Source organism: Streptomyces sp. WZ-12 (assembly GCF_028898845.1).
In the GTDB taxonomy this organism is placed as follows: domain Bacteria; phylum Actinomycetota; class Actinomycetes; order Streptomycetales; family Streptomycetaceae; genus Streptomyces.
Map to the genome: position 1 here is coordinate 8,424,991 of NZ_CP118574.1, position 21,284 is coordinate 8,446,274.

21 protein-coding genes and 3 pseudogenes are annotated in these 21,284 nt (G+C 69.9%); 9 read left to right on the forward strand and 15 right to left on the reverse strand.

Features of this window, described 5'->3' with window-relative positions; all coding sequences use genetic code 11:
* Nucleotides 1–74: 74 nt before the first annotated feature.
* The 6 genes and pseudogenes from PV796_RS36930 to PV796_RS36955 all read right to left on the reverse strand — a co-directional run bounded on the left by PV796_RS36930 (nt 75) and on the right by PV796_RS36955 (nt 3,350).
* Nucleotides 75–467 carry a VOC family protein gene (locus PV796_RS36930; protein WP_274919367.1) on the reverse strand — a complete coding sequence of 131 codons (393 nt, stop codon included), beginning with the start codon at nt 465–467 and terminating at the stop codon, nt 75–77.
* A gap of 122 nt (nt 468–589) precedes the next feature.
* Complete coding sequence (locus PV796_RS36935) at nt 590–1,642, reverse strand: LCP family protein (protein ID WP_274918116.1); 1,053 nt, start codon at nt 1,640–1,642, stop codon at nt 590–592.
* A 66-nt stretch (nt 1,643–1,708) separates the two neighbouring features.
* Nucleotides 1,709–2,137 (reverse strand): annotated as a pseudogene (locus PV796_RS36940) (stealth conserved region 3 domain-containing protein); the annotation flags it as partial.
* A 34-nt stretch (nt 2,138–2,171) separates the two neighbouring features.
* Nucleotides 2,172–2,318, reverse strand: a pseudogene (locus tag PV796_RS42090) (hypothetical protein); the annotation flags it as partial.
* Between the two features lie 193 nt (nt 2,319–2,511).
* A pseudogene (locus PV796_RS36950) lies at nt 2,512–2,676 on the reverse strand (SGNH/GDSL hydrolase family protein); the annotation flags it as partial.
* A 104-nt stretch (nt 2,677–2,780) separates the two neighbouring features.
* Nucleotides 2,781–3,350 carry a PadR family transcriptional regulator gene (locus PV796_RS36955; RefSeq protein WP_274918117.1) on the reverse strand — a complete coding sequence of 190 codons (570 nt, stop codon included), beginning with the start codon at nt 3,348–3,350 and terminating at the stop codon, nt 2,781–2,783.
* Nucleotides 3,351–3,463: 113 nt separating this feature from the next.
* On the opposite strand from PV796_RS36955, the gene PV796_RS36960 reads away from it, so the two are divergent.
* Both PV796_RS36960 and PV796_RS36965 read left to right on the forward strand, forming a co-directional pair.
* Nucleotides 3,464–3,907, forward strand: coding sequence for a nuclear transport factor 2 family protein (locus tag PV796_RS36960; RefSeq protein ID WP_274918118.1), 444 nt, complete (start codon nt 3,464–3,466; stop codon nt 3,905–3,907).
* A gap of 147 nt (nt 3,908–4,054) precedes the next feature.
* Nucleotides 4,055–5,026 (forward strand): alpha/beta fold hydrolase, encoded by a 972-nt coding sequence (locus PV796_RS36965; protein WP_274918119.1) that lies wholly within the window; start codon nt 4,055–4,057, stop codon nt 5,024–5,026.
* Nucleotides 5,027–5,168: 142 nt separating this feature from the next.
* On the opposite strand, the gene PV796_RS36970 is transcribed toward PV796_RS36965, so the two are convergent.
* The 5 genes from PV796_RS36970 to PV796_RS36990 form a co-directional block, all read right to left on the reverse strand.
* Nucleotides 5,169–5,924 (reverse strand): alpha/beta fold hydrolase, encoded by a 756-nt coding sequence (locus tag PV796_RS36970; protein ID WP_274918120.1) that lies wholly within the window; start codon nt 5,922–5,924, stop codon nt 5,169–5,171.
* 116 nt (nt 5,925–6,040) lie between these two features.
* Nucleotides 6,041–6,583, reverse strand: a complete 543-nt coding sequence (locus PV796_RS36975) for a GNAT family N-acetyltransferase (protein WP_274918121.1) — start codon at nt 6,581–6,583, stop codon at nt 6,041–6,043.
* 281 nt (nt 6,584–6,864) lie between these two features.
* Entirely contained in the window at nt 6,865–8,391 is a 1,527-nt protein-coding gene (locus PV796_RS36980; RefSeq protein ID WP_274919368.1) for an NHL domain-containing protein, read from the reverse strand.
* Nucleotides 8,392–8,422: 31 nt separating this feature from the next.
* On the reverse strand, nt 8,423–8,935 hold the full coding sequence (locus PV796_RS36985) for a hypothetical protein (protein ID WP_274918122.1): 513 nt from the start codon (nt 8,933–8,935) through the stop codon (nt 8,423–8,425).
* A 55-nt stretch (nt 8,936–8,990) separates the two neighbouring features.
* Nucleotides 8,991–10,091, reverse strand: coding sequence for a hypothetical protein (locus tag PV796_RS36990; RefSeq protein ID WP_274918123.1), 1,101 nt, complete (start codon nt 10,089–10,091; stop codon nt 8,991–8,993).
* A gap of 416 nt (nt 10,092–10,507) precedes the next feature.
* On the opposite strand from PV796_RS36990, the gene PV796_RS36995 reads away from it, so the two are divergent.
* The 4 genes from PV796_RS36995 (at nt 10,508) to PV796_RS37010 (ending at nt 15,526) form a co-directional block, all read left to right on the forward strand.
* The gene (locus PV796_RS36995; protein WP_274918124.1) at nt 10,508–11,227 is read left to right on the forward strand and encodes a hypothetical protein; all 720 of its coding nucleotides are present in this window, start codon (nt 10,508–10,510) and stop codon (nt 11,225–11,227) included.
* 67 nt (nt 11,228–11,294) lie between these two features.
* The gene (locus PV796_RS37000) at nt 11,295–13,148 is read left to right on the forward strand and encodes an FG-GAP-like repeat-containing protein (protein WP_274918125.1); all 1,854 of its coding nucleotides are present in this window, start codon (nt 11,295–11,297) and stop codon (nt 13,146–13,148) included.
* 216 nt (nt 13,149–13,364) lie between these two features.
* Nucleotides 13,365–14,216 carry a class I SAM-dependent methyltransferase gene (locus PV796_RS37005; protein WP_274918126.1) on the forward strand — a complete coding sequence of 284 codons (852 nt, stop codon included), beginning with the start codon at nt 13,365–13,367 and terminating at the stop codon, nt 14,214–14,216.
* A gap of 152 nt (nt 14,217–14,368) precedes the next feature.
* On the forward strand, nt 14,369–15,526 hold the full coding sequence (locus tag PV796_RS37010; protein ID WP_274918127.1) for a GDSL-type esterase/lipase family protein: 1,158 nt from the start codon (nt 14,369–14,371) through the stop codon (nt 15,524–15,526).
* A gap of 102 nt (nt 15,527–15,628) precedes the next feature.
* Here PV796_RS37010 and PV796_RS37015 read toward each other — a convergent pair whose 3' ends face one another.
* From PV796_RS37015 to PV796_RS37025, 3 genes are all read right to left on the reverse strand, one after another.
* A complete protein-coding gene (locus PV796_RS37015) occupies nt 15,629–15,994 on the reverse strand; it encodes a peptidase inhibitor family I36 protein (RefSeq protein WP_274918128.1) in 366 nt (121 codons plus the stop codon).
* 293 nt (nt 15,995–16,287) lie between these two features.
* Nucleotides 16,288–17,358, reverse strand: a complete 1,071-nt coding sequence (locus PV796_RS37020; RefSeq protein WP_274918129.1) for a YncE family protein — start codon at nt 17,356–17,358, stop codon at nt 16,288–16,290.
* A gap of 487 nt (nt 17,359–17,845) precedes the next feature.
* The gene (locus PV796_RS37025) at nt 17,846–18,727 is read right to left on the reverse strand and encodes a hypothetical protein (protein WP_274918130.1); all 882 of its coding nucleotides are present in this window, start codon (nt 18,725–18,727) and stop codon (nt 17,846–17,848) included.
* 300 nt (nt 18,728–19,027) lie between these two features.
* On the opposite strand from PV796_RS37025, the gene PV796_RS37030 reads away from it, so the two are divergent.
* Both PV796_RS37030 and PV796_RS37035 read left to right on the forward strand, forming a co-directional pair.
* The gene (locus PV796_RS37030) at nt 19,028–19,231 is read left to right on the forward strand and encodes a hypothetical protein (protein WP_274918131.1); all 204 of its coding nucleotides are present in this window, start codon (nt 19,028–19,030) and stop codon (nt 19,229–19,231) included.
* Nucleotides 19,232–19,234: 3 nt separating this feature from the next.
* Nucleotides 19,235–19,465 (forward strand): hypothetical protein, encoded by a 231-nt coding sequence (locus PV796_RS37035; protein ID WP_274918132.1) that lies wholly within the window; start codon nt 19,235–19,237, stop codon nt 19,463–19,465.
* Here PV796_RS37035 and PV796_RS37040 read toward each other — a convergent pair.
* Nucleotides 19,432–20,145, reverse strand: coding sequence for an SDR family NAD(P)-dependent oxidoreductase (locus tag PV796_RS37040; protein ID WP_274918133.1), 714 nt, complete (start codon nt 20,143–20,145; stop codon nt 19,432–19,434). The genes PV796_RS37035 and PV796_RS37040 overlap by 34 nt on opposite strands.
* A gap of 101 nt (nt 20,146–20,246) precedes the next feature.
* Between PV796_RS37040 and PV796_RS37045 the strand changes: the two genes are divergently transcribed.
* A complete protein-coding gene (locus tag PV796_RS37045; protein ID WP_274918134.1) occupies nt 20,247–21,098 on the forward strand; it encodes a helix-turn-helix transcriptional regulator in 852 nt (283 codons plus the stop codon).
* Nucleotides 21,099–21,284: the final 186 nt, after the last annotated feature.

The window sequence follows — 21,284 nt, forward strand, 5'->3', positions numbered from 1 at the left end:
GGCGCCCCTGCGTCCGAGATCGGCGAAGACCGGCCCTTGCGGCCACGACGTGGCCCACCTCTCGGCCACAACCGTCACTCCCGTAGAACGAGCCACTCCTGTAGCTCCACGAGGTTCCCCTCCGGGTCCTTGACGTGGGCGACGCGCATGCGGTCCGTCATGGGGGCGGGGCCATGGGCCAGTTCGGCTCCTCGCGCGGTGATCTCGTCGCAGTAGCGGTCGATGTCGTCGACCCGCAAGACGACCAGCGAGCGGTGGCCGGTCGGCTCGTCGGTGAGTTCGGCCAGGACCTGGGCCATGTGCCGGCGTTCCTGAAGGGCGATGCCGGCGGAGCCGCCGTCGGGGCTGAACTTGGCGTACGGGCCGTCCTCCGCATCGAACTGCGGGGTGAGCCCCAGGACGTCCCGGTAGAAGCGGTAGCAGCCGCGGAAGTCCACGACGAGCAGCCGGACTTGGGCAAGTTCCATCGACATCCCCATCCCCCTGGAGAACGGCAGTGTGGGCGTGGGTCCCACCGACCCCACGAGACCCTCGTCCCCGCACTGTATGCGAGGAGCCGGCGAGGAGTTGTGGACAGGAGGCCGCTGGATCACTCGGCCCCGTGTGCCGGTGACTTCTTGGACTCGGCCGGGACGGGGCGGTCCGCACGGAGAGCGTCCCACAGTTCGCGGGCCCGGGGCTCCGCGGCGACCACGCGGTTCGGGTCGGCCGTGTCGTAGTTGACCGGCAGCATCAGGGTGTCCATGGACGAAGGGTCCAGGTCGTTGAGGGACTTGGCGAATGCGGCCAACTTGGGCAGCGAGCCCAGTTCGGAGTCGGTGGTGAGTGCCTTGGTCGCCGCGTTGGCGGTCTTGTAGAGCTTGGTGGGGTTGCCGAGCACGTTCTGCCGCTTGACCTCGGACAGCAGCGCGAGGATGAACTTCTGTTGGAGGCCGATGCGGCCCAGGTCGCTGCCGTCCCCGATGCCGTGCCGGGTGCGGACGAACGCCAACGCGCGGGTGCCGTCCAGCCGGTGCGTGCCGGCCGACAGGTCCAGGCCGCTCTCCTTGTCGTGGATCGGCCGGTCGATGGCGACGGGCACCCCGCCCACGGCGTCCACCAGTCCCTTGAAGCCGGCGAAGTCCAACTCGACGTAGTGGTCCATGCGGACGCCGGACATCGCCTCGACGGTCTTGACCACGCAGGCCGGACCGCCGCTGGTGTAGACGGAGTTGAACATGACGCGGTGCGCGGCGGGCAGCGGGGTGCCGCTCGCCGTGGTGCACTCGGGGCGGCTGACGAGGGTGTCGCGCGGGATGCTCACCGCGGTCGCCTTCCGGCGGCCCTGGGGGAGGTGGACGACCATCGCGGTGTCGGAGCGGGCCGTGTCGCCCGTGTCGCCGCCCGCCAGGTCGCCGTTGGCGCCCGAGCGGGAGTCCGAGCCGAGGACGAGGATGTTGCGCGCGCCGCGGTCCACGTCCTTGGGGCGTTCCTTGCCCAGGGCCTGGTTGATGTCGACGGTGGTGAGGTTGTTGTCCAGGTGCCGGTATCCCCAGTAGCCCAGGCCGCCGGCGGCGACCACGAGGACCAGGACGGTCCAGCCCAGTGCCCGGCGTATCCGTGCGCCGCGGCTGCGGGCCTTGCGACGGGTGTCCTTCGTCATGCTGTCGGTGTCCTTAGGTGGGGCCCGGTGGCAGGGGCTGCGGCACCAAGAAGGGCCGACGGACCGTCACAAGGCGTGCGAATGTGCGTGGTTGAGGTGGGCGTTGCGTGCGCTGTCCCGCTCGAATGGGCTGACGACCGGGAAGTGGCCGGGCAGGAACGCCGCCAGGATGGCGCTCCGCTCCCCGGCCGGGACGTCCCCGTCGTGGTAGTCGATCAGACAGAACACGTCATGCGGGCGGCTGATGAGCAGCCGGTTGAGCCGGGTGTGGTGCTCGCGCAGGCCGACGTTGACGAAACCGCAGTTGATGCCGCCCGGCATGCTGCGCCCGGTGTGGTAACCGAGGTTGTGGTGCAGCGAGGAGGCGACCGAGATGTCGGTGTGGCTGCGCAGTTGGTTGGCCGCGGTCCGCGCCCAGGCACCGGGGTGGTACGCCGGCACGTCCGCCAGGACGCTGCGCCGCAACGGGGTCCCGCGACTCCCAGGGGCGTGGATTGCGTCCGCCGGACTCGCCGTTGGTGAGATACCCGCTGGTCGTGGGCGCCCCGGAGCGGATCGCCTGCAAGACCGAAGGATTCATGAAGTACAGGTCGTCGTCGGGGTGAGCGAGGATGCTCAGGTGTGCCGCCCGCGGCGTGGGCCGGTGCTCGGGATGCGCGTGCGGGTGCGAGGACATGGAACAGGAATCCTGGAGGTACGAGCCCAACGGCCCGCGACGCGACGGCGCACGGGGCGCAGGGCGCGCCCAGCAGTCGAGCGGTTGCTAACGAACCGCGAATCATACCGAACGCCCCCTGAAGGGGAAATCGGGTATATCGGGACCTTGCCTGGCGGGCCTCCTCGGGGTGTCCCGTGCTCTGCCCCCAGAACTATTGAGGACCCCCAGGGGGCGGCGCGGCGCTCACCGGGGTGAGTCGTGGCCGCTTGGCCGTGTGGCCGTCCCCGGAGGAGCGGCCGCGCAGGCGCCGGGCGAGCCAGGGGCCGAGGAAGGCCGCGGCCCAACGGAGTTCGGCGGTGGTGGCCCGCCATCCGGTGGGCGCCGGCGTCGGCGAAGCCGCGCAGACCGGTGGCGTCGTCGCCGTCGCCCAGGCCCTCGGTCTGACTGTCCCCCAGGGCCACGTAACGGCCGTACGCCGCGTCAGTGCCGGTCATGCGCCCGCCGTCGCTCCCGCAGGACCGCGGTGGTGCGCTCGCACCAGTCGCGGTTGCCCTGCTCGAAGGCCAGTCCGCGCAGACACGTCAGGTACGGGCCGATGCGCTCGCCCTCGCGCAGGAACTCCTCCTCCGTACGGTCCCCACGCATCTTGCGCAGCATCTTGCCGAAGAGGTCGATCTTCGCCTGGGCGAAGGCAACGCGCTCGGAGAGCTGCGACATCAGGGACTCGGCGTCGACGTGGTCGGCGGCCTGGACCATCACCAGCAAGTCGTCGCGGACCAACGAGGGTTTGGTGGCGGCGGCCGTGAACTCCTCCAGCTCCGCCAGCCCGGCATCGGTGACGTGGAACAGGCGCTTGGTCGGCCGCGTCTCCTGGACCACCTCCCGGCCGGCGATGAACCCGTCCTTCTCCAGGCGGGTCAACTCGGCGTAGAGCTGCTGCGGCCGGGCGTGCCAGAAGTTCGCCACACCGAGGTCGAACGCCTTGGCCAACTCGTATCCGCTCAACTCCCCGTCGAGCAGCGCCGCCAACACCGCATGCCGTAGCGCCATCGAGTCGATCGCCTCCTTGGTACCGCTGTGTCTCGCTGCCTCTGTCGTCGAACGTTCACCCATGATAGTCATGGAGATGAGTAATCACGATGATGATTATGAAGGAGCACGTCATGTCGACCGTAGTGACTGCCGAGCGGTTCCGTGCCGCCGTGGACGGCCGTGAACTCGCCGCCCTGGAAGACTTGTTCACGGAGGACATCCGCTTCTACAGCCCGGTGAAGTTCACCCCCTTCGAGGGCAAGCCGATGGTGCTGGGCCTCTTCCGCGTCCTGCTGCGCACCTTCGAGGACTTCCGCTACGTCGGCGCATACGACGGCACCGCCGAGACCAGCGTCGACGGCACGTCAGCACCCTCGGCCGTGCTGCTCTTCCGGGCCCGGGTGGCCGGCAAGGAGATCCACGGCATCGACCTGCTGCACTTCGACGACGACGGGCGGATCAAGGAGTTCACGGTCATGGTCCGTCCCCAGTCCGCCGTCCAGGCCCTGAGCGAAGCGGTCTTCGCCGGCCTGGTCGCGGACGGCCTCGTGCCGGCGCCACCGTCCGGGCGGTAGGGGACTGTTGCGCGCTCGGCGGCCTGGGGGTAAGGCTGCGTTGGCAGTTACCTGTGGCGCGTGTGCGAGTGTCGTGCGCACCACGTGTGTCGTCCGTATCGCGCAGATCGCATAGATCGCACAGATCGCAGAGGAGTGGGTCCGCCCATGGTTGAGCATCGCATGATCGACGTGAATGGCATCCGGCTGCACATCGCGGAGGAGGGGGAGGGCCCGCTCGTCGTGCTGCTGCACGGCTTCCCCGAGTCCTGGCACTCCTGGCGCCACCAGTTCGGCCCGCTGGCCGCGGCCGGGTTCCGGGTGGTCGCCCCGGATCAGCGCGGATACGGCCGTAGCGACCACCCGGAGGCCGTCGAGGCGTACGACATCCTCCATCTCGTCGGGGACGTCATCGGCCTGATCCACGCCCTGGGCGAGCAGCGGGCGTTCGTCATCGGGCATGACTGGGGCGCACCGGTGGCCTGGCACACCGCGCTGCTGCGGCCCGACGTGGTGCGCGGGGTGGCGGGGCTGAGCGTGCCGCCGCCGTTCCGCGGGGACCGCCCGCCGCTCGGGGCCATGCAGGAGCGGTTCGGCGGGCGGTTCTACTGGAACTACTTCAACCAACCCGGCGTGGCCGACGCCGAGTTCGCCGCGGACGCCCGCGCCACCGTGCGCAAGTTCTTCTACAACGCCTCGGGCGACGGCCCCGGCGCGGGCCGCCCGGAATCGGCCCTGGTGCCCGACCCGGCGCGGGGCTGGCTCGCGGACATGACCGACCCCGAGACACTCCCGGACTGGCTCACCGAGCAGGACCTGGACGAGGTCACCGCCAGCTACGACAAGGGCTTCACCGGCGCCCTGAACTGGTACCGCAACCTGGACCGCAACTGGGAGCTGACCGCCGCCTGGGACGGCGCGGTCATCAGCCCGCCCTCGCTCTACATGTACGGCGACCGCGACCTGGTCCCGGCGTTCCCCGGCGCGACGGAACTCATCGCGAATCTCCCGAAGTTGATGCCCAGCCTGCGCCGCGCACCGATCGTGCTCCCCGGCTGCGGCCACTGGACCCAGCAGGAGCGACCCGCGGAGGTGAACGCGGCGCTGATCGAGTTCCTGACGGAGCTGTCGAGTTCGTGAGGCGTCCGTCGCGGAACTGAGGCCGGTTCACCGGGGGAGTGGTGCCGGCGGCGGGTGCGGGCCAGAGCGCGGAGGTCCCTACCCGCCGCCGGGGATCTGAGCGGGTACGGGCGCCCCGTACCCGCGAACGCGCCTCGGGCGGTCAGGCGCGCAGGAACGCCTCCAAGGCAGTGGCGAAGGCCACCGGGAGCTCGTGCATCGGGTAGTGGCCCGAGTTGGCCAGGACCTCCAACTCGGCCTGGGGGTAGTGCGTCAGCCAAGTGGCCCGCATCGCCTCGGCGTTGATGGCGAGATCGTGCTCGCCGATGAAGACCTTCACCGGGAGGGCGTTGCCGGCCACCTTGGCGGCGAAGTCCTGGGTGGTCCAGTCGGTCAGGTAGGCGGCGACGGCCTCCGGCCGGGAGAGGGCGACCGACCGGTTGGTCATGGCGTCCAGCCAGCGGTCGCAGGCCCGGTGTCCGGTGATCATGTCGATGATCACCCGTCGATTGGCCGGATTCTGCGCCGCGCCGTGGAAGAGGTCGTACGCGTCCCCCTCCAGCGGATACGGGCTCGCCGGGACCGGCGCCACCCCGACCAGCTTGCGCACCCGACGCGGAGCCTCGACCAGCACCCGCTGCGCCGCCTTGCCACCCATCGAGTGGCCGACCACGGAGAAGGCGTCCCAACCCAGTTGGTCCGCCAGGGCCAGCGCGTCCGCGGTGATCTCGGCGAGCGTGAACTCGCCCGCCACGTCCCGCCGTTCGCCGTAGCCGCGGTAGTCGAGGAAGGCGTAGCCGAACTCCTCCGGGTCCAGGTGGTCAAGGAACGTTCCCCAGCCCGCGCTGGTGCCGAACCAGTCGTGCAGGACCATGACCTTGTGCGCGCCAGTGCCAATGGTGCGGTGACTGATCGTCATACCGAGACCTCCCGTACGAGTGGAGTGACGGCCGATACTTTGCCCAACCCGCGCCGCGCTACTCCGCCATTCACCCGCCAGTCGGCCACGGCGCGATCAGTGGGCTGACGCCGCGCTCACCGTAGAACGGTTCCGCCGGCGGCGGTTGCTCCGGCCCTCCGTTGGTAGAGCGCGCCGGAGCGGCGGTGCGGTAGATCGACGGTCCGAACCTTCCCGAACCCCTGGGCCTCGTAGTAGCGGCCGAGCCCGGCGTTGGTCTTCCAGGCATCGACGCGAAGCCAACGCTTGCCGGCGCGTTCCGCTTCCAGGGAGGCCCGGTCGAGCATCGCGGCGCCCAGGGAAGCGCCCATGGCGGTGGGGCGGGCGATCACCCGGTGCGCATACAGCGCATCGTCAGGGGCGTCGGCCGGTACCCAGAACTCGGGGTCAGCGAACCCATTGAGGGTGATCGTCCCCAGGTAGCCGGCGTCAGCGCTGTCGAGCACCACCTGGACGGTCCCGCGCGCGATGTCACGGCAGATCTTCTCGACGTTCGCCGGGTACCGCCACTGGTCGATCCCGCTGGAGCGCAGCCAGGCCGCCGCCTCGTGCCACATCGTGGAGATGATCCCGGCCTCGTCGACGCGGGCGGGGCGAAGAGTGGGGTGGTGGTCGTGCATGTGGACTCCCTGCCCCTGTCTCGTGGCCGCCGCACCGGCCACGTTGAACTGCCGGGGGAGCACGGCGCGGACCGGGCCGTGGACCATCCCGGACGACGCAGGGGCCCGGCCCGGGCTGGTATCCCTTGGCCGGGCCCTGTGGGGCACACGACGGGGCGCGGAGTGGCGAGGGGAGTTTGGTGCCAACTCCGCGCGGAAATGGGCGTGTATCCGCGGTCACCCCACGTGGTGCCTGGCTTCCGAGTGGTCAGAGGGCGAGGTCGCCGCTGACCACTCGTGCGTCATACGGGGAGCATCTGCCATTGCCGTTCACGGTGGTCGCCCTCCGCACCGTGCTGCGTGATCGCCGTGCGGGCGTTGGTGGCGACTCGCAGGAGCAGACCGCTGCTCCGGTTCGCGATCTCGTACACCCGCGGAGTGTCGGTCACGGAGCCCACCGGGATCAGCCTCCATTGCTGGTGGCGTGCGTCGCCTCCCTCGTAGGCGCGTTGCGCGACCGTCGCCCCGGCCGCCTGCCCCGCTCCGACGACTTCCAGGACCTTGCCGCTGCGCACGTTCTCGATCAAGTACAGGACGTCGCCGTTGTCCTGGCCCGCCACGATCAGCCGCCACCGCTGGTGGTCCCTGGGGGCGGCGAGGGACTGGTGGATCTCGGCCCCGTCCTTGGTGGACTCGCGCTGGACCGCCATCCGCAGCCTGCTGCGGACGTTGGCCCAGGCGACCACCGCGCCCGAATCGGGCAGCCCGGCCATCTTCTCCGACGCGATCTTCCGAATCCGGTTGTTGGCGTGGTCGGCGATGTAGAGGGCGTCAACGCAGTCCACGGCGAGCCCGTAGGGGAGGTTCAGTTGGGCGGTGGTGGCGGGGCCGTTGTCGCCGCTGAAGCCCGCGGTGCCGGTGCCGGCGACCGTGCTGATCGTCCCGTCCACCGTGACCTTCCGGACCCGGTGATTGCGGTAGCAGGAGAGGTAGAGACTGCCGGTGGTGTCGACCACCACCCCCACCGGGGTATTCAGTTGGGCGGCGGTGGCGGGGCCGTTGTCGCCGCTGAAGCCCGCGGTGCCGGTGCCGGCGATCGTGCTGATCTTCCCGTCCGTCGCGACCTTCCGGATCCGGTGGTTTTGGCCATCGGCGATGTAGAGGTTGCCTGCGCCGTCCACCGCCAGTGCCTGCGGGCGGTTGAGTTGGGCGGCGGTGGCGGGGCCGTTGTCGCCGCTGAAGCCCGCGGTGCCGGTGCCGGCGACCGTGCTGATCGTCCCGTCCACCGCGACCTTCCGGACCCGGTTGTTGGAGTACTCGGAGATGTAGAGGACGCCGGTGCTGTCCACCGCCACCCCCGTCGGGAGGTTCAACCGGGCGGCGGTGGCGGGGCCGTTGTCGCCGCTGAATCCTGCGGTGCCCGTGCCGGCGACCGTGCTGATCCTTCCGTCGGTCGTGATCTTCTGGACCCGGTGATTGCTGGAATCGACGATGTAGACGGCGTCCGCGCTGTCCACCGCCAACTCGCGCGGGCAGTTGAGTTGGGCCGACACGGCAGGGCCGTTGTCGCCCCGGTTGCCCGCGACCCCGGTCCCCGCGGCGGTGCTGATCTTGCCGTCGGTCGCGATCTTCCGGACCCGGTGGTTGCCGTAGTCGGAGAAGTAGAGGGTGCCGACGCTGTCGACTGCGATCCCGTACGGGTTTCTCAACTGAGCCGAAACGGCAGGCTCGTTGTCTCCTTTGAAGCCCGCGGACCCGGTCCCCGCGAGGGTGCTGAGGGGAGGGGTGGGGCCCTCGCCATCGGTGGCTGCCGCCTGGGCAGTGCTCATCGTCATCCCTTCACCGTTGACTGGCCGTCTGCTACGAGCGGTTGTTGGAACTTGACGGGTCCTTGGCGGTCGGCTGGGACGCCTTCGGAGCCTTGGCCTCGGGAGTCGGCGGAGCCTCGGGCGCCTTGGAGAAGTCGCTCTTCTTCGGCTTGCTCCCCAGGTCCTCGTCCTTCTGGAGGCCGCTGTGCTCCGTCACCGTCGTACTCGACTCCTGCATGCCGGCCGACGCCGCGTTGGACACCGAGCCCGGATCCTGGGCGTACTGGGCCTGCGCGCCGGCCGACGCCTGGGTGGTCTGGATGAAGGAGCCGAGGAAGCCCAGGATGGCCCGTGCTTCGGGCGACTGCTCCTGTACGACCTTCGCGCGGGAGTTGGCCCCGTGGATCGAGCTGTTGAACAGGCTCGCGCTGGTGTCGTCGTAGGTGTCGTCGTCGGCGTCCTCGAAGTCGACGCCCGCACCCGGCTGTGGCTTGGCTCCGTCGGTGGTTACTGAGAACAGCCCCGCGCCCCTGCCCGCGAAGCCGAAGATGTTGTCGAACACCATGGTCGTTACCCCTGGTTGTCGTCGTGGCGTCGTCGTGGCGGTGTCGCCCGCCCGGTCAAGGTCCCTTGTGCAGCTCTCGTTCGCTGCCGGTCAGGCTCTCGCCGTCGAACATCGTGTGGTGGGCCTCCAGGGCGGAGACGACCTCGGCCAACCCCTTCATGCGGAAGCCGTTGCCGTCCCCCAGGTCGATGTCGTTGATGTCGCGGGCGACGACGTCGTTGAGGCCGGGGTAGTTCCGGGACTGCGGGGGAGCCAGGACCGTCACCGGCACGGCGTACTTCACCGCGAGCAACCCGGAGAAGGTCACCGGGATCTCGTAGAGGAACTGCTTGCGGGTACGCCGCTGCGTGACGAGGGTCTTCACCCGGGAGCCCGCCGGGACCTCCCCGGAGATCTCCGATTTCGAGGCCCAACTGGTGGTCAGGGAGCCGCTGACGGAGGCCATGATGCCCAGCATCAACTGGGCGTTGAGCTCCGCCTTGCCGGTGGCGGTGCCCGAGGTCGTGAACGCCACGGAGTTGGTCACCGAGCTCGTCGCGGAGTTCGCCACCGCGTTCTTCACGCCGTTCTCGGCGCCGTTGGCGGTGTCGACCCCGATGTCCTCCTTGCTGTTCTCGTTGGTCACGGTGTTCGTGACCTTGTTCTCCATCTCGTTCTGGAGCTGCGTCCCAAGCTGCGTCTGGAGGTCCAACTGGAGCTGGTTCTGCAACTGGAGTTGGAGCTCCGCGCCGACGGAGCCGCCGAAGGTGAGCTGGGCCTCTCCCTGGAGCGTCCACGTGATCCCGTTCGACACGGTGAACTCGACCGCGTCGGTGAAGTTCATCGGGGTCGTCAGGCTGCGGTTGGCGTAGGTGCGCGAGGAGAACGTTTCGGGCGGGGGCTGGTCGATGTTGCCCCGCTCCTCGATCAGTGGCTCCCCGAGGTTCATGTAGGCGAGCCAGCCCAGTTTGGACGCGGTGCCGGGGAAATCTCCGAAGCTCGACTTGTTCAGGGAGAACCCGATGGGTTTGTGCTGCACGCCGTAGTCGTCGACGTAGACCAGGTTGGGGTGGTCCAGGATGGACTTCCAGGTCTGCTCGATATTGAGTTCGCGCAGGTTCTTCTTCGTTAGCGGTTGGCGCTTGGCCCGTTCCAGGTTGTACGCGTTGGAAGGCATTCCCCGTCCTCAACTGATCTGGGCGAACTGCGCTCGGTGAAACGGAAACAGGCGTCTGTGCAGGTTCCGGCAATCGAAATTATCACGGGCTCCATCACTCGCTAGGGTGCCTCTTTGTATTCACTCAAACGGGTGATCGCGGTTCGGTGGCCGTTCTCAACTCACAAGACCGGGCAGTAAGTTGAAGCGCTGCCGATCACCCGATCGATGACTTTCCGACGGCCCTACCTGTGAGCGCCCTGACCTCGCCCGTTGACGCGGATGAGGGTGCGTGATTCGGCCAATCAATCGTTTCCGGACTCGCTTAGTCGAGGGTGATTGAGCCCGCGGTAATTGCGGTAATGCCGCGCGACAGACCACTGAACTGGCGCCCCAACGCGTTGTTCTCCACATCCAGAACAGGTGAGGTTTCCGCGATGTACACCCAAGAACGCACGACAATGGCGAATTTGGTGGTCGGCGGCCCGGTGGCCGTGAACAGCTACGACAACGCAATCGTGGCAGCGCTCATCGAAAACCGGCCGGTCATGCTCGTCCACGCCTTCAACGGCGGCTACTTGAAGCCCGCCGACCTGAAGGAGGAGAGCCACGACAAGGGGGTCCAACTGGCCACTGCGCTCGATCCGGCCACCAAGGAGGCGGAGGGCCACCTCTGGTACATCACCCCGGCCGGCTTCTTTGGACAGCGGCCGCTGTACTTCATCGAGAGCGCCGCGGGCCAGGCGACACCCAAACCCGCCGCGGCGGGCGAAGCCGACGGCGGCCGCGGCGACGACGGTAGGCCGAAGTCCAAGCGCCGGCGCATCACCGCCCACCAAGAGGCCCCCAAGAGCACGGCCGACACCCTCCAGGTCGGCCTCCCCGACAAGGTCGGCGACAAGTGGCGCGGGAAGAACGGTGCGCCCGAGGACACCCAACTCTGGGTCGTCACGGTGACGCCGTGGGGCGGGATCACCTTCGTGCCGATCACCCACCCCGACGCCATCCTCGGCTTCAAGGACCACGCGGTGACGGCCAACAGCGAGGCGCGTCTCACCTACAACTGGGGCGGGGACTTCACCGGGACGGTCATCAACACGTTCTACCCGCGGCTGCCCAACGAGTGGAACGTCCCCTACCACCACGTCTTCACGTGATCCGCGGTCACCGCCGTGCCCACCACGTCCCGAGCCAACGCCCTTACCGCCTGGAAGAGGCACCACGATGCCCGTGCCCACGGAAGAACTGAAACTGGAGATCGTCCACGCCGCCACGGGGAAGACCCTGGGCGCCAAGGCCGCGCCGAGCGCGGACGGGGCGCTCGTCGTCCGCGACTTCCCCGATGACGGCCCGAGTCCGGAACAGTGGCAACTCACCCCCGTGCAGCCCGCGAAGGGCGGCCAAGGCGGTCAAGCCCAGGACGACCAGGCATACGTGATCCGCAACGCGGTCAGCGGGAAGGTGCTCGACAACCCCGCCGCCGCGGACCGCGGCGTCCGTCAAGGGGCTGCCGCCGCCGGCAAGAAGAGTCAGCAGTGGCGCCTGGTCCCCGTTGCGGGCGAGGCGGGCCTCTACTTCATCGAGGGCGCGACCGACGGCGCCGTGCTCGACCTCGACGACCCCGGCCCGGACGACACCCGGATCGTCCTGCGCGAGTACGACGACGGCGCGGCGAGCCAGCGGTGGCGGTTCGTCCCGGCCGAGCCCGAGCGCATCAGCGACCCCGTGCTGCGCTGGTCACCACTGAACCACTGGAACGGCCGCCAGTCCTGGCGACTGGCCCGCTCGACCGCGCTGCGGCCAACTCCCGGTGCGACGCCCTCCTTCAGCGACCTGCTGCTGGCCGTCGAAGGGTTCGGGAGCGACAAGGACGCCGGGGAATGGAAGAACGAGGGAGCCCCCCGCTCTCCCAGCGGACAACCGGGCTGGTGGGCCGGGGCCGGCGCGCGCTTCCTCGTCGACACCACGGGAGCAAAGCGGGCGGACATCGTCGGGCTCAAACCCGGGAAGGGGGCCGTCACGTCGTCCAGCCGGGGCGACGGGACGTTCGACGACGAGCGCGTCCTGCACCCACCCGTGCCCTCGCCAAGTCCCGCGGACCTGTGGACCGTTGTGGACACGACGGGCGACGGCAAGCCCGACATCGTCGTGCTCGCCGCTGACGGTGTCCGGGTGTCCTCTCAAGGCGAGGACGGGACGTTCGCACCCGCAGGCGGCCAGCCGGCCCTGAAGGCGTTCGGCCACGGCGCACCGGCGGGTGGTTGGCTGGTCGACAGGCATCCCCGCTTCCTCGTTGACACCACCGGTGACGGCAGGTTGGACGTCGTCGGCTGCCACGACGACGGCGTCTGGGTCTCGCTCCAGGACGAGGAGGGAAAGTTCGCACCGCTCGCCGACGAACCGGCCCTGAAGGCGTTCGGGCACAGTGCGGAGGCGGGTGGTTGGCTGGTCGACAGGCATCCCCGCTTCTTCGTCGACACCACCGGTGACGGCAGGTTGGACGTCGTCGGCTGCCATGACGACGGCGTCTGGGTGTCCCTCCAAGACGAGGACGGAACGTTCGCCGAACCCCTCTACGTCCTCGACGACTTCGGGGTCGAGCAGGGGTGGAGCTCGATCGAGGAGCACCCCCGGTTCCTGATCAAGACCACCGAGGGCGGAGCACAGGACATCGTCGGGTTCGGCCCGCAGGGCGTCGTCGTGGCGCGCGGGCGGGGCGACGGCACGTTCGAGCCCGCGAAGCTGGTCCTGAACGACTTCGGGCTCGCCCAGGGATGGACCGGCGGGAAGCACCTTCGCCTCCTCGCCGACGTCACCGGCGACGGCAATACCGACATCGTCGGCTTCGGCAACGAAGGTGTCTGGGTGTCGCACAGCCGCGGCGACGGCCGGTTCGAGCAGGCTCAGTTGGTGTGCCGCGGGTTCGGGTACGACGAGGACGCGGGCGGCTGGCGGGTCGACCGACACCACCGCTTCCTCGCCGACATCACCGGTGAGGGACGCGTCGACATCGTCGGCTTCGGCGGCCCCGGGGTGCACGTGGCCCGGAACCTCTACCGCCGCTTCCGGACCCGATAGCCAACAGCGCACCTCCACAGCCGCAGCACGCCGACGCACCCACGGCGTGCCGACCCCCGCCCCCTCCGCCCCGACCTGCGGCCTGGCACGCGCTCGCCTGCCAGGCCGCACGAGTCCGACCGCACGATCCGTTGATCAGCGGCTGCATCGCCGGGAGTTGGCAGCGGTGGAGGCATTCGCCCCTCGCGCTCCCGCTGACCTGGTTACGCTGTGCGCATGGATCGTCATGAAGCGCAAGCGTTGCACGGTGGAGAGATCGCCCCGGCGGTACGTGCCTGGTACGGTCCGGAGGATCTCGGCTCCGCCCCCGCGTTCGCGGGTGGATTCATCAACTTCGGTTACTGGCAAGGGATTTCCCTCGACCGGCCGCTCGGTGCGGAGGACCGGATCCGTAGCCAGCGGAATCTCTACCGTCGCGTGCTGCGGGCGCTGGGGCCAGGTGGTGGGGCGGGGAAGGCCGTCGAGATCGGTTGCGGCCTGGGGCTGGGCAGCGCACTGGCCTTGGAGGAGTTCGGCTTCGACGCGGTGACCGGGATGGACATTCACCCGGAGCAACTGGCGCGGGCCCGTCGGGTCCACGCGGAACTGCTGGAACGGTCGCCCGACCGGCTGCGGTTCGCGCAGGGGTCAGCGGAGCACATGCCCTTTGCTGACGGGCAGTTCGACTCTCTGTTCACGCTGGAGGCGGCGCAGCACTTCCGGGACCTGGCGGCCTTCGGGCGTGAGGGCGCACGGGTGCTGCGCCCCGGTGGACGGTTGGTGGTCAGCAGCTTCTTCGTACCCGATGGCGGCGCCGGAAAGGCGGAGGCGCTGGCCGATCGACTGGAGAGCTTCGCCATCGACCTGGACGTGGCCCATCGACTGGACGAACTACTCGACGCCCTCCAGGACGCCGGGTTGAGCGAGGTGCGCGTCGAGTCGATCGGGGAACACGTGTGGGCGGGATTCGACAGCTTCCTCGCCGGCATCAACCAGCCCGAGCAGTGGCCGCGCAACTTCCTCCGGGCCTACCGCGAGGGACTGTTGGACTACTACGTGGTCACCGCGCAGCGGCCCGCGGGTGCGTGAACACCGCGCAGCCCCCCGCCTGCCGTTCCTCCGCCGGGCGTGCCTCCGAGGAACACATTCCGCCGGCCAGGCATTGATGAGTACCGGACGGTGGTGACCACTCGACGGCGGTGTTCACCCGACCGCGAGAGACCGGAAGCGGAGGCGCGCCCATGCCCAACACCCATGCGATGCAGGATGTCCCCTTGGTCGATGGCCCGGTTGAGTTCCGGGGGGCGTTGGAATGGGAGACCGTCGGGGCGGCCGTGCTGCCGTTGCGGCTGCCCGCGTGGACCAGGGCACAGTATCCGGACGCGTTCATGCGCGGGGTGGCCGAGATGCCCTCGGGCGTGCGACTGGCGTTCCGCACCGAAGCGAGACGGCTGGAGCTCCAAGTCCTCACCACCGTATGGCACTTCGACGACAGCCCGGACCTGATGGGCCCGGGGGTGGTGGAACTGGTCGTGGACGGGGAGTCGGTCGGCCGGGCCGCGGTGCCGGTCGGCAACGTGGTGCGCCTGGCCGACGTGCGGGCGGAACAGCGGCTCGAACCAGGTGCCCCCGGAACCGTGCGGTTCGCGGACCTGCCGGCCGGGCCGAAGGAGATCGAGCTGTGGCTGCCGCAACAGACCCGCACCGAACTGCTCGCCCTGCGCGCCGACGCCGAGGTCGCACCGCCCGCACCGAGCGACCGCCGCCGTTGGGTGCACCACGGCAGCTCGATCAGTCACTGCATTGCCGCGGACGCCCCCACAGGCACCTGGCCGGCCGTGGCCGCCGCGCTCGCCGGAGTGGACCTGCTCAACCTCAGCCAGGCCGGCAACGCGCTGCTCGACCCCTACGTCGCGCGCACCATCCGGGACGCCCCCGCCGACCTGATCAGCCTCAAGGTGGGCATCAACATCGTCGGCAGCGCATCGTTCCGGCGGCGCACCTTCGCCCCGGCGGTACACGGCTTCCTGGACACGGTCCGCGAGGGTCATCCGGAGACTCCTCTGCTGCTGATCTCGCCGATCCTCTGCCCGTTGCTGGAGGACACCCCGGGCCCGCGGGTCGAGACGCCCGCGGGGGCGAGGGCCATCGGCGACCCCGCCGACGTGGCCCGGGGCGCCCTCACGCTGAACGTCGTGCGCGACATCCTCGCCCGGATCGTCGCGGAACGCGGCGAGCGCGACCGGAACCTGCACTACCTGGACGGGCGCCGGCTCTTCGCCACTGATGACATCGACGACCTGCCGGACGGCCTGCATCCGAACGCGGCCGGCTACCGACGGATCGGCAAGCGGTTCGCGGACGTTGGCTTCGGGCCGCGAGGGGCGTTCGGCCAGTAGGCCGCGTTCTGCACCACGGCCCGCCCTCCGCGAAAGCCGTGTCTGCGACCCAGGATGACCACGAGCCTGGCAGCCGCGGCCAACACCGCCGCGATCGCGGAGTCAGCGCCAACTGGAGAGGGAGACCGACCGCGCTGATCCGCCGGGCTCCAACGTGCCGACCTGGACCGAGCAATGGAGCTTGGCATAAAACGACACGGTCTCGTGCGCGTGGTTGTACACCGACCGCGAGGGGGTGAACGGCACCTCCCTGCAGTCGTGTTGACGGTTGTGCACGGCCTTCATCTCCCCGTCGAAATCGGGCTTCGACCAGAAGCAGACGGTACCTTCCGGGCAGGCGGCCTCGGCGCCGACCCGGGAGGTCGTCGCGGTGCCGGTCGTTGCGTGTGTGGGGACGGCGGTGGTGAACACGAGGGCGACCGCAGCGGCCAGCGGGCCCAGTGCCGCGGAGAGTTGCTGGATGCGCATGGGGTTTCCGGTTCTCCCGTGACGGTCAGAGCGTGCCGTGAACCAGGTCGCCTACCGGGCGTTCACCGGGAAGCGGGGCCGGCCCTGGCTCTGGACGCCCATCGCCCCCGGGAATCCGCCCTGCGAACCGGGTTCGTAGGAACCAGTGTGCGGCAGCATGCAGGGCCGGGGCGCGGCGTTCGAGTTACTGTCACGCTTACGGGCACCGTTGTACGAGTGCGTGCGGGGACGCGCGGAGAAGGTTCCCCTCACCCGGTGGAAAGCACGGTGCGGCGCGTGGGAGCTGGTCGGGCTCAGCGCGGTGTGATGGCGATGCCCTCGGGTTCGTGTCCGGTCGGCAGCGTAGCGCGGAGCTGCCGGGTGTAGGGGTCGATGACCGACACGCTGTCGGACCGTTCGTTGGTCACCCACACCCGCCGGCCGTCCGGAGTGACGGCGACGCCCTGCGGCTGCGCGCCGACGTGGACGTGGCCGATGATGCGGCGGGCGGCGATGTCGATGATCAGCAGGCAGTCCCGGGCCGAGTCGGCGACGTAGAGGAACCGGCCGTTGGGGCTGACCGCGTTCCCCAGCGGGGCCTGGCCGCCGGGAAGGCGGGCCACCACGACGTCGCGGCGGGTGTCGATGACCGAAACCGTGCTGGAACCGGTGTTGGAGACGTACACCAGGCGGCCGGAGGGCGGCGAGCTGATGCCGCTGGGGAAGTCCCCCACCGGGATACGGCGGATCGGCCGCGATTGTGGGTCGAGCACCGTTACCGAGCCACCGCCGTTGTCGGTCACGTATGCGCGTCCGTCCGGGATGGTGGTGATGCTGTGCGGCAGCGGTCCCACCCGCACGGTGGCGATCACGTGGCACCCCCGGGCGTCGATGACCGAGACCGTGTCCGAGCCGAAGTTGGCCACCAGCACCCTGCGACCGTCCCGGGTCGGCATCGCGGCAAAGGGCCGGCGCCCCACTCGTACGGTTGCCTTGACCAGCCTGGCGCCGATGTTGATGACCGAGACGGTGTCGGACTGGCCGTTGGCGACGTAGACCGATTCGCCGTCCGGAGCCGCCCCCACGCCGGTCGGGCCGTGGCCCACCTGGACGGCACCGAACTTCCGTTCCAGGCGGGTGTCGTAAGCCGAGGCGGTCTCGGTGCCGCTGTTGGCCACGTAGGCGCTGATGCGGATGGGGTAGCCGGCCACGCGCCGGGCCACGGTGCGCGGCGGCGCGCCAGCGGTGACCAGTGTGCTGGTTAACACCAGGGCGGCGGCCGTGCTCCAGCACAGCCGGTGGCCGCGGCGGGAGAGCAGCGCGCTCGCGGCGACCCGGGTCGGTGTCTTGCCAAGAAGCTCGCTGGCCGGCGGAGGACGGTGCATGACTCTCCTGGGGCAGTAGTGATCAGTGCGCTCCACGACAGCAGGCATCGCGTGGTCCCGCAGTCCCGCTCTGGGCCAGACGGCCCCGTCCGACCCCTGAGGGGTGAAGCGGAGGCGTGCGGCAGCAAGGGCGGCTGACCCATCTGCTTCGGAAATGCGACCTACAAGTGCAGGAATGAAGTGGCGCGGGCCGGCAATGCCCTGACGAATTTCCGTGCTGCGGCCACGAGGTTCGGTATCCGCACGGAGGTCGTCCACGGCACCGGTGAAGGCGAGTGTCGATGACAGGTGCCCGGCGTCGCCACGACGAGCGGGTCGTGGACCGCGCCGGCCCTGTCACGGGCGACGTTCCCGCGCCCTTTCCGCGTTCTCCCGCGCGTTCCGCGCCGAGGTCGGCACGACCTCGGCGCGCTTGCGACGCGATCAGCGACGGCGAGGGGGCGCGAGCACCGCGGCCGGTGACGGATGTACGCGCATGCGGACGAACCTAGTCATCGCTGTGGGGAAGGCCATCGTCCAAGACGATGCGGATGGTCCGGCCCTGCCCCTCGACCTTGGCGATTTCGGTCGCGATGCGGTCGTAGGAGGTCGTCGCCATCGCCCAGTCGATGGTGAGGGGAGCGGCGTCGTGACGGGTGTTCCACAGCTCGATGAGAAGCGCGATGAGCGAACGCCCGGACAGGACGGTCTGGATGCGGCCCTGCTCGACGTCCTGGACGGTGGGCGGAGTGCGGAAGTGGGAGTGGTCGACGGTCAGGCCGGAGATCCACTCCCAGGTGTCCCGGTGCGCGACGAGTTCGGCGGACGCGACGCCGGCGGCCTTGAGCAGCAGGACGCCGTGGCTGACCTGCGGGACTTCGGGCCGGGCTGCGGGGACTTGCGCGGGGGTGGCGGTGCCGCGGTAGGCGTCCTCGATCGCCTTCTTGAGGGCGTGGTCCTGCTCCCGGCCCTGGTTGTCCTCCCCGGACACGGGCTGCGGCTCGGTGTTGTCCATGGTCTCCGCTTGCTGGTTGGCGTTGGGCTCGGCGTGCGGGCTCGGTGCGGTGGTTGCGGGGGCGGGCGGAGGCGTGGGCTCGGGCTTGGCCGCGGCCGGCTCCGGCGTCTCCACGGCCGGCTCGTTGCGGGCGTGTTCCGGGGAGTCTTCCGGGGCGCGGTCCTGGGGTGGTGGGGGTGCTGCGGCGGCGCGTAGCAGGTCGGCGAGTTCCAGAAGCTGCCGGAACTCGCTCCGGGTTGCGTGCAGTTCGCCGGTCAACCGGTCCTGGCGGGAACGTAGTTCCCGATTCTCGTCACGTAGCTCGATGGTGCCTCGTTGAAGGGCCTCCTGGATCTGCAGGCGGCTCTGCGCGAGTTCCCCATGCAGGGCGGACAAGCCGTAGGCGGGGTCCTCAAGGCGATCTAACTTCTTCTCAAGACGACCTAACGTCTCCTGCACTGCCCCCAGTTGTTTCTTCACGGCGTCGAATTCCTGTGCCCACTTCACGTAACTCCCCGACTACTCTGCGGTGTTGATCGCGTTCGTACCTCCCCACGGGGGTGACGTGTGACGCGGCGTTTTCTGGCCGATTGCTGACCGGTTAGCGGCCGGTTGGTTGGACGGTCGGTCGACGGCCTCGGTGGCGATGCGCTCCGCCATGGCGTCCAACGGTGCCTGTTTGGGCTCGAAGTGCCCATGGAGGGCGCCGACCGGAACTCCGAGGCGAGTGGCCAGTTTGCGGGTGGAGAACCCGGTTGCAGCGCGGCTTCCAGCGCCACGCTCTGGTCCCACGGCATCGCCGCCCGCCCCACCGGTGACTTGCTGGTGGGCGCCGATGGCGTCAACTCGGCAGTCCGCGACCGCCTGGTAGCCGTCGCGCCGACCGACACCGGTGTGTGATGCGTGATCGGCCGGACCGTGCTGGACGAGCGGTTCGCCCGGCTGGTGCCTGGCTTCGGCGCCATCGTGTCCGGCGGCGGAGCCTCGATGATGCTCGGCCCGATGTGCTTCCGGCGCCAACCAGCCGACGTCGCCGTCGAGTTGGCGCCCGCGGTGCGGCGCCTTCCGGATGTCGGCGACTACCTGGAGGGCCCAGACGCCTACCAGGGCAGCCGCCCGGCCGCGTCGAAGTAGCCCCCGGTGGGCCCGTCCGCGCCCACCAGCGCCATCCGGACGATGATCTCGGCGCCCTCCTCGACCGTCTGCACGCCGGTGTTCCCGTTCAGGTCGGTCTTGGTGAAACCAGGCTCCACCGCGTTGATCCGCATCCGCGGGAACGCCTTCGCGTACTGCACGGTGATCGTGTTGACCGCGGTCTTCGACGCCGGGTACGCGACGCCGGGGTAGGCGGCGGCCGGGTGGTCCGGGGTGGTCAGGTGCGTGAGCGAGGCCAGGCCGCTGCTGACGTTGACCACCACCGGGGCGGCGGAGCGCTGCAACAGCGGCAGTACTGCGTGCGTGACGCGCACCGTGCCGAAGACGTTGGTCTCGAAGACCTCCCGCATAGCGTCGGCCGTGACCTCCGCGGCCCCGGCCACCTCGTTGTTCGTGCCCCGCGCCTCGATGCCGGCGTTGTTGACCAGCACGTCCAGACCGCCGTCGGCCTCGATCGCCTCGACCGCGGCCGCGACGGACGCGTCGTCGGTGACGTCGAGCTGCACGAACCGTGCCTGGGAGCCCAGTCGCTCGGCTGCCTGGCGTCCGCGGGCCGCGTCCCGGCTGCCGATGTAGACGGTGTGACCTGCGGCGATGAGGCGGCGGGCGGTCTCGAAGCCGAGGCCCTTGTTCGCTCCGGTGATCAGTGTTGTCGTCATGCCTTCATCGTCCGTCCGGCCCGCTCCCACAGCCAGCAGCCCCGCCTTCCTGGGACCGGCAGTACCAGGAAGGCGGACGATCGGCGGGGCACACTGGTCGCATGGCGACGACGGAGTTCGGCAAGGCGGTGCGCCGCTGGCGCGACCGCGTCCCACCCGAGGCGGCCGGGCTGCCGGCCGGCGGGCAGCGGCGCGCGGCCGGTCTGCGTCGGGAGGAGCTGGCCATGCTCGCCGGGATCTCCGTCGACTACGTGACCCGGCTTGAGCAGGGGCGGGCCGCCAACCCCTCGTCCCAGGTCGTCGAGGCCCTGGCCCGGGCGCTGCGGCTGTCGCAGGAGGAACGCGCCCACCTGTTCCACCTGGCCGGGCTCGCGCCGCCGGGACCGGAGACGGTGCCTGGGTACCTCACCCCGAGCATCCAACGGCTGCTGGACCGACTGACGGGGACGCCCGTGGCGGTCTTCAACGCCGCCTGGACCCTGCTCGTCGCCAACGCCCCGTACGAGGCGCTGATGGGCGACCTGCCCGCCGGGCACGGCAACGAACGCAACGGCGTGTGGCGCCACTTCCTCGGTGGCGGCACCAGCAGGGCCCGCCGCACGCCGCAGGCGCAACGCGAACACGAGGCCACGCTCGTGGCCGACCTGCGCGCCGTCGCCGAGCGCTACCCGGCCGACCGCTGGCTGCAACGGCTGATCGCGGAACTGCGCACGGGCAGCGAGCGGTTCGCGCAGCTCTGGGACACCGGCGCCCCCGGCCCCCACAGAGCCTCGCGCAAGACGATCGACCACCCGCAGGTCGGACCCGTGACGCTGGACTGCGACCTCCTCACGGTGGCGGGCAGCGACCTGCGGATCATGGTCTACACCGCCGAACCCGGCACCGGGGACGCCCAACGCCTCGCCCTCCTGACCGTCCTCGGCTCCCAGGACCTCGTCACCCCGGACACCTGAGCGTTCGCCCCGCGCGCCACTGCCGTGGACGCGAGCCCCTGGCCGCGCGGTGCGGAGCGGGCTGCCGTTCCGGCCGAAGTCAACACCGTGAGGGAGAAGCGCACCGCGACGACCTTGACGCAGGGGACACGCACCGGGGCGTCAGCGTCGCAGAACTGCGCCGGGGAGCAGTGGAACTGGATGAGC

Bases quoted from the DNA above. Each gene is read 5' to 3' on its own strand.
- PV796_RS36930 (WP_274919367.1), bottom strand. From the start codon at position 467: ATGGAACTTGCCCAAGTCCGGCTGCTCGTCGTGGACTTCCGCGGCTGC.
- PV796_RS36935 (WP_274918116.1), bottom strand. From the start codon at position 1,642: ATGACGAAGGACACCCGTCGCAAGGCCCGCAGCCGCGGCGCACGGATA.
- PV796_RS36955 (WP_274918117.1), bottom strand. From the start codon at position 3,350: ATGGCGCTACGGCATGCGGTGTTGGCGGCGCTGCTCGACGGGGAGTTG.
- PV796_RS36960 (WP_274918118.1), top strand. From the start codon at position 3,464: ATGTCGACCGTAGTGACTGCCGAGCGGTTCCGTGCCGCCGTGGACGGC.
- PV796_RS36965 (WP_274918119.1), top strand. From the start codon at position 4,055: ATGGTTGAGCATCGCATGATCGACGTGAATGGCATCCGGCTGCACATC.
- PV796_RS36970 (WP_274918120.1), bottom strand. From the start codon at position 5,924: ATGACGATCAGTCACCGCACCATTGGCACTGGCGCGCACAAGGTCATG.
- PV796_RS36975 (WP_274918121.1), bottom strand. From the start codon at position 6,583: ATGCACGACCACCACCCCACTCTTCGCCCCGCCCGCGTCGACGAGGCC.
- PV796_RS36980 (WP_274919368.1), bottom strand. From the start codon at position 8,391: ATGAGCACTGCCCAGGCGGCAGCCACCGATGGCGAGGGCCCCACCCCT.
- PV796_RS36985 (WP_274918122.1), bottom strand. From the start codon at position 8,935: ATGGTGTTCGACAACATCTTCGGCTTCGCGGGCAGGGGCGCGGGGCTG.
- PV796_RS36990 (WP_274918123.1), bottom strand. From the start codon at position 10,091: ATGCCTTCCAACGCGTACAACCTGGAACGGGCCAAGCGCCAACCGCTA.
- PV796_RS36995 (WP_274918124.1), top strand. From the start codon at position 10,508: ATGTACACCCAAGAACGCACGACAATGGCGAATTTGGTGGTCGGCGGC.
- PV796_RS37000 (WP_274918125.1), top strand. From the start codon at position 11,295: ATGCCCGTGCCCACGGAAGAACTGAAACTGGAGATCGTCCACGCCGCC.
- PV796_RS37005 (WP_274918126.1), top strand. From the start codon at position 13,365: ATGGATCGTCATGAAGCGCAAGCGTTGCACGGTGGAGAGATCGCCCCG.
- PV796_RS37010 (WP_274918127.1), top strand. From the start codon at position 14,369: ATGCCCAACACCCATGCGATGCAGGATGTCCCCTTGGTCGATGGCCCG.
- PV796_RS37015 (WP_274918128.1), bottom strand. From the start codon at position 15,994: ATGCGCATCCAGCAACTCTCCGCGGCACTGGGCCCGCTGGCCGCTGCG.
- PV796_RS37020 (WP_274918129.1), bottom strand. From the start codon at position 17,358: ATGCACCGTCCTCCGCCGGCCAGCGAGCTTCTTGGCAAGACACCGACC.
- PV796_RS37030 (WP_274918131.1), top strand. From the start codon at position 19,028: ATGGAGGGCGCCGACCGGAACTCCGAGGCGAGTGGCCAGTTTGCGGGT.
- PV796_RS37040 (WP_274918133.1), bottom strand. From the start codon at position 20,145: ATGACGACAACACTGATCACCGGAGCGAACAAGGGCCTCGGCTTCGAG.
- PV796_RS37045 (WP_274918134.1), top strand. From the start codon at position 20,247: ATGGCGACGACGGAGTTCGGCAAGGCGGTGCGCCGCTGGCGCGACCGC.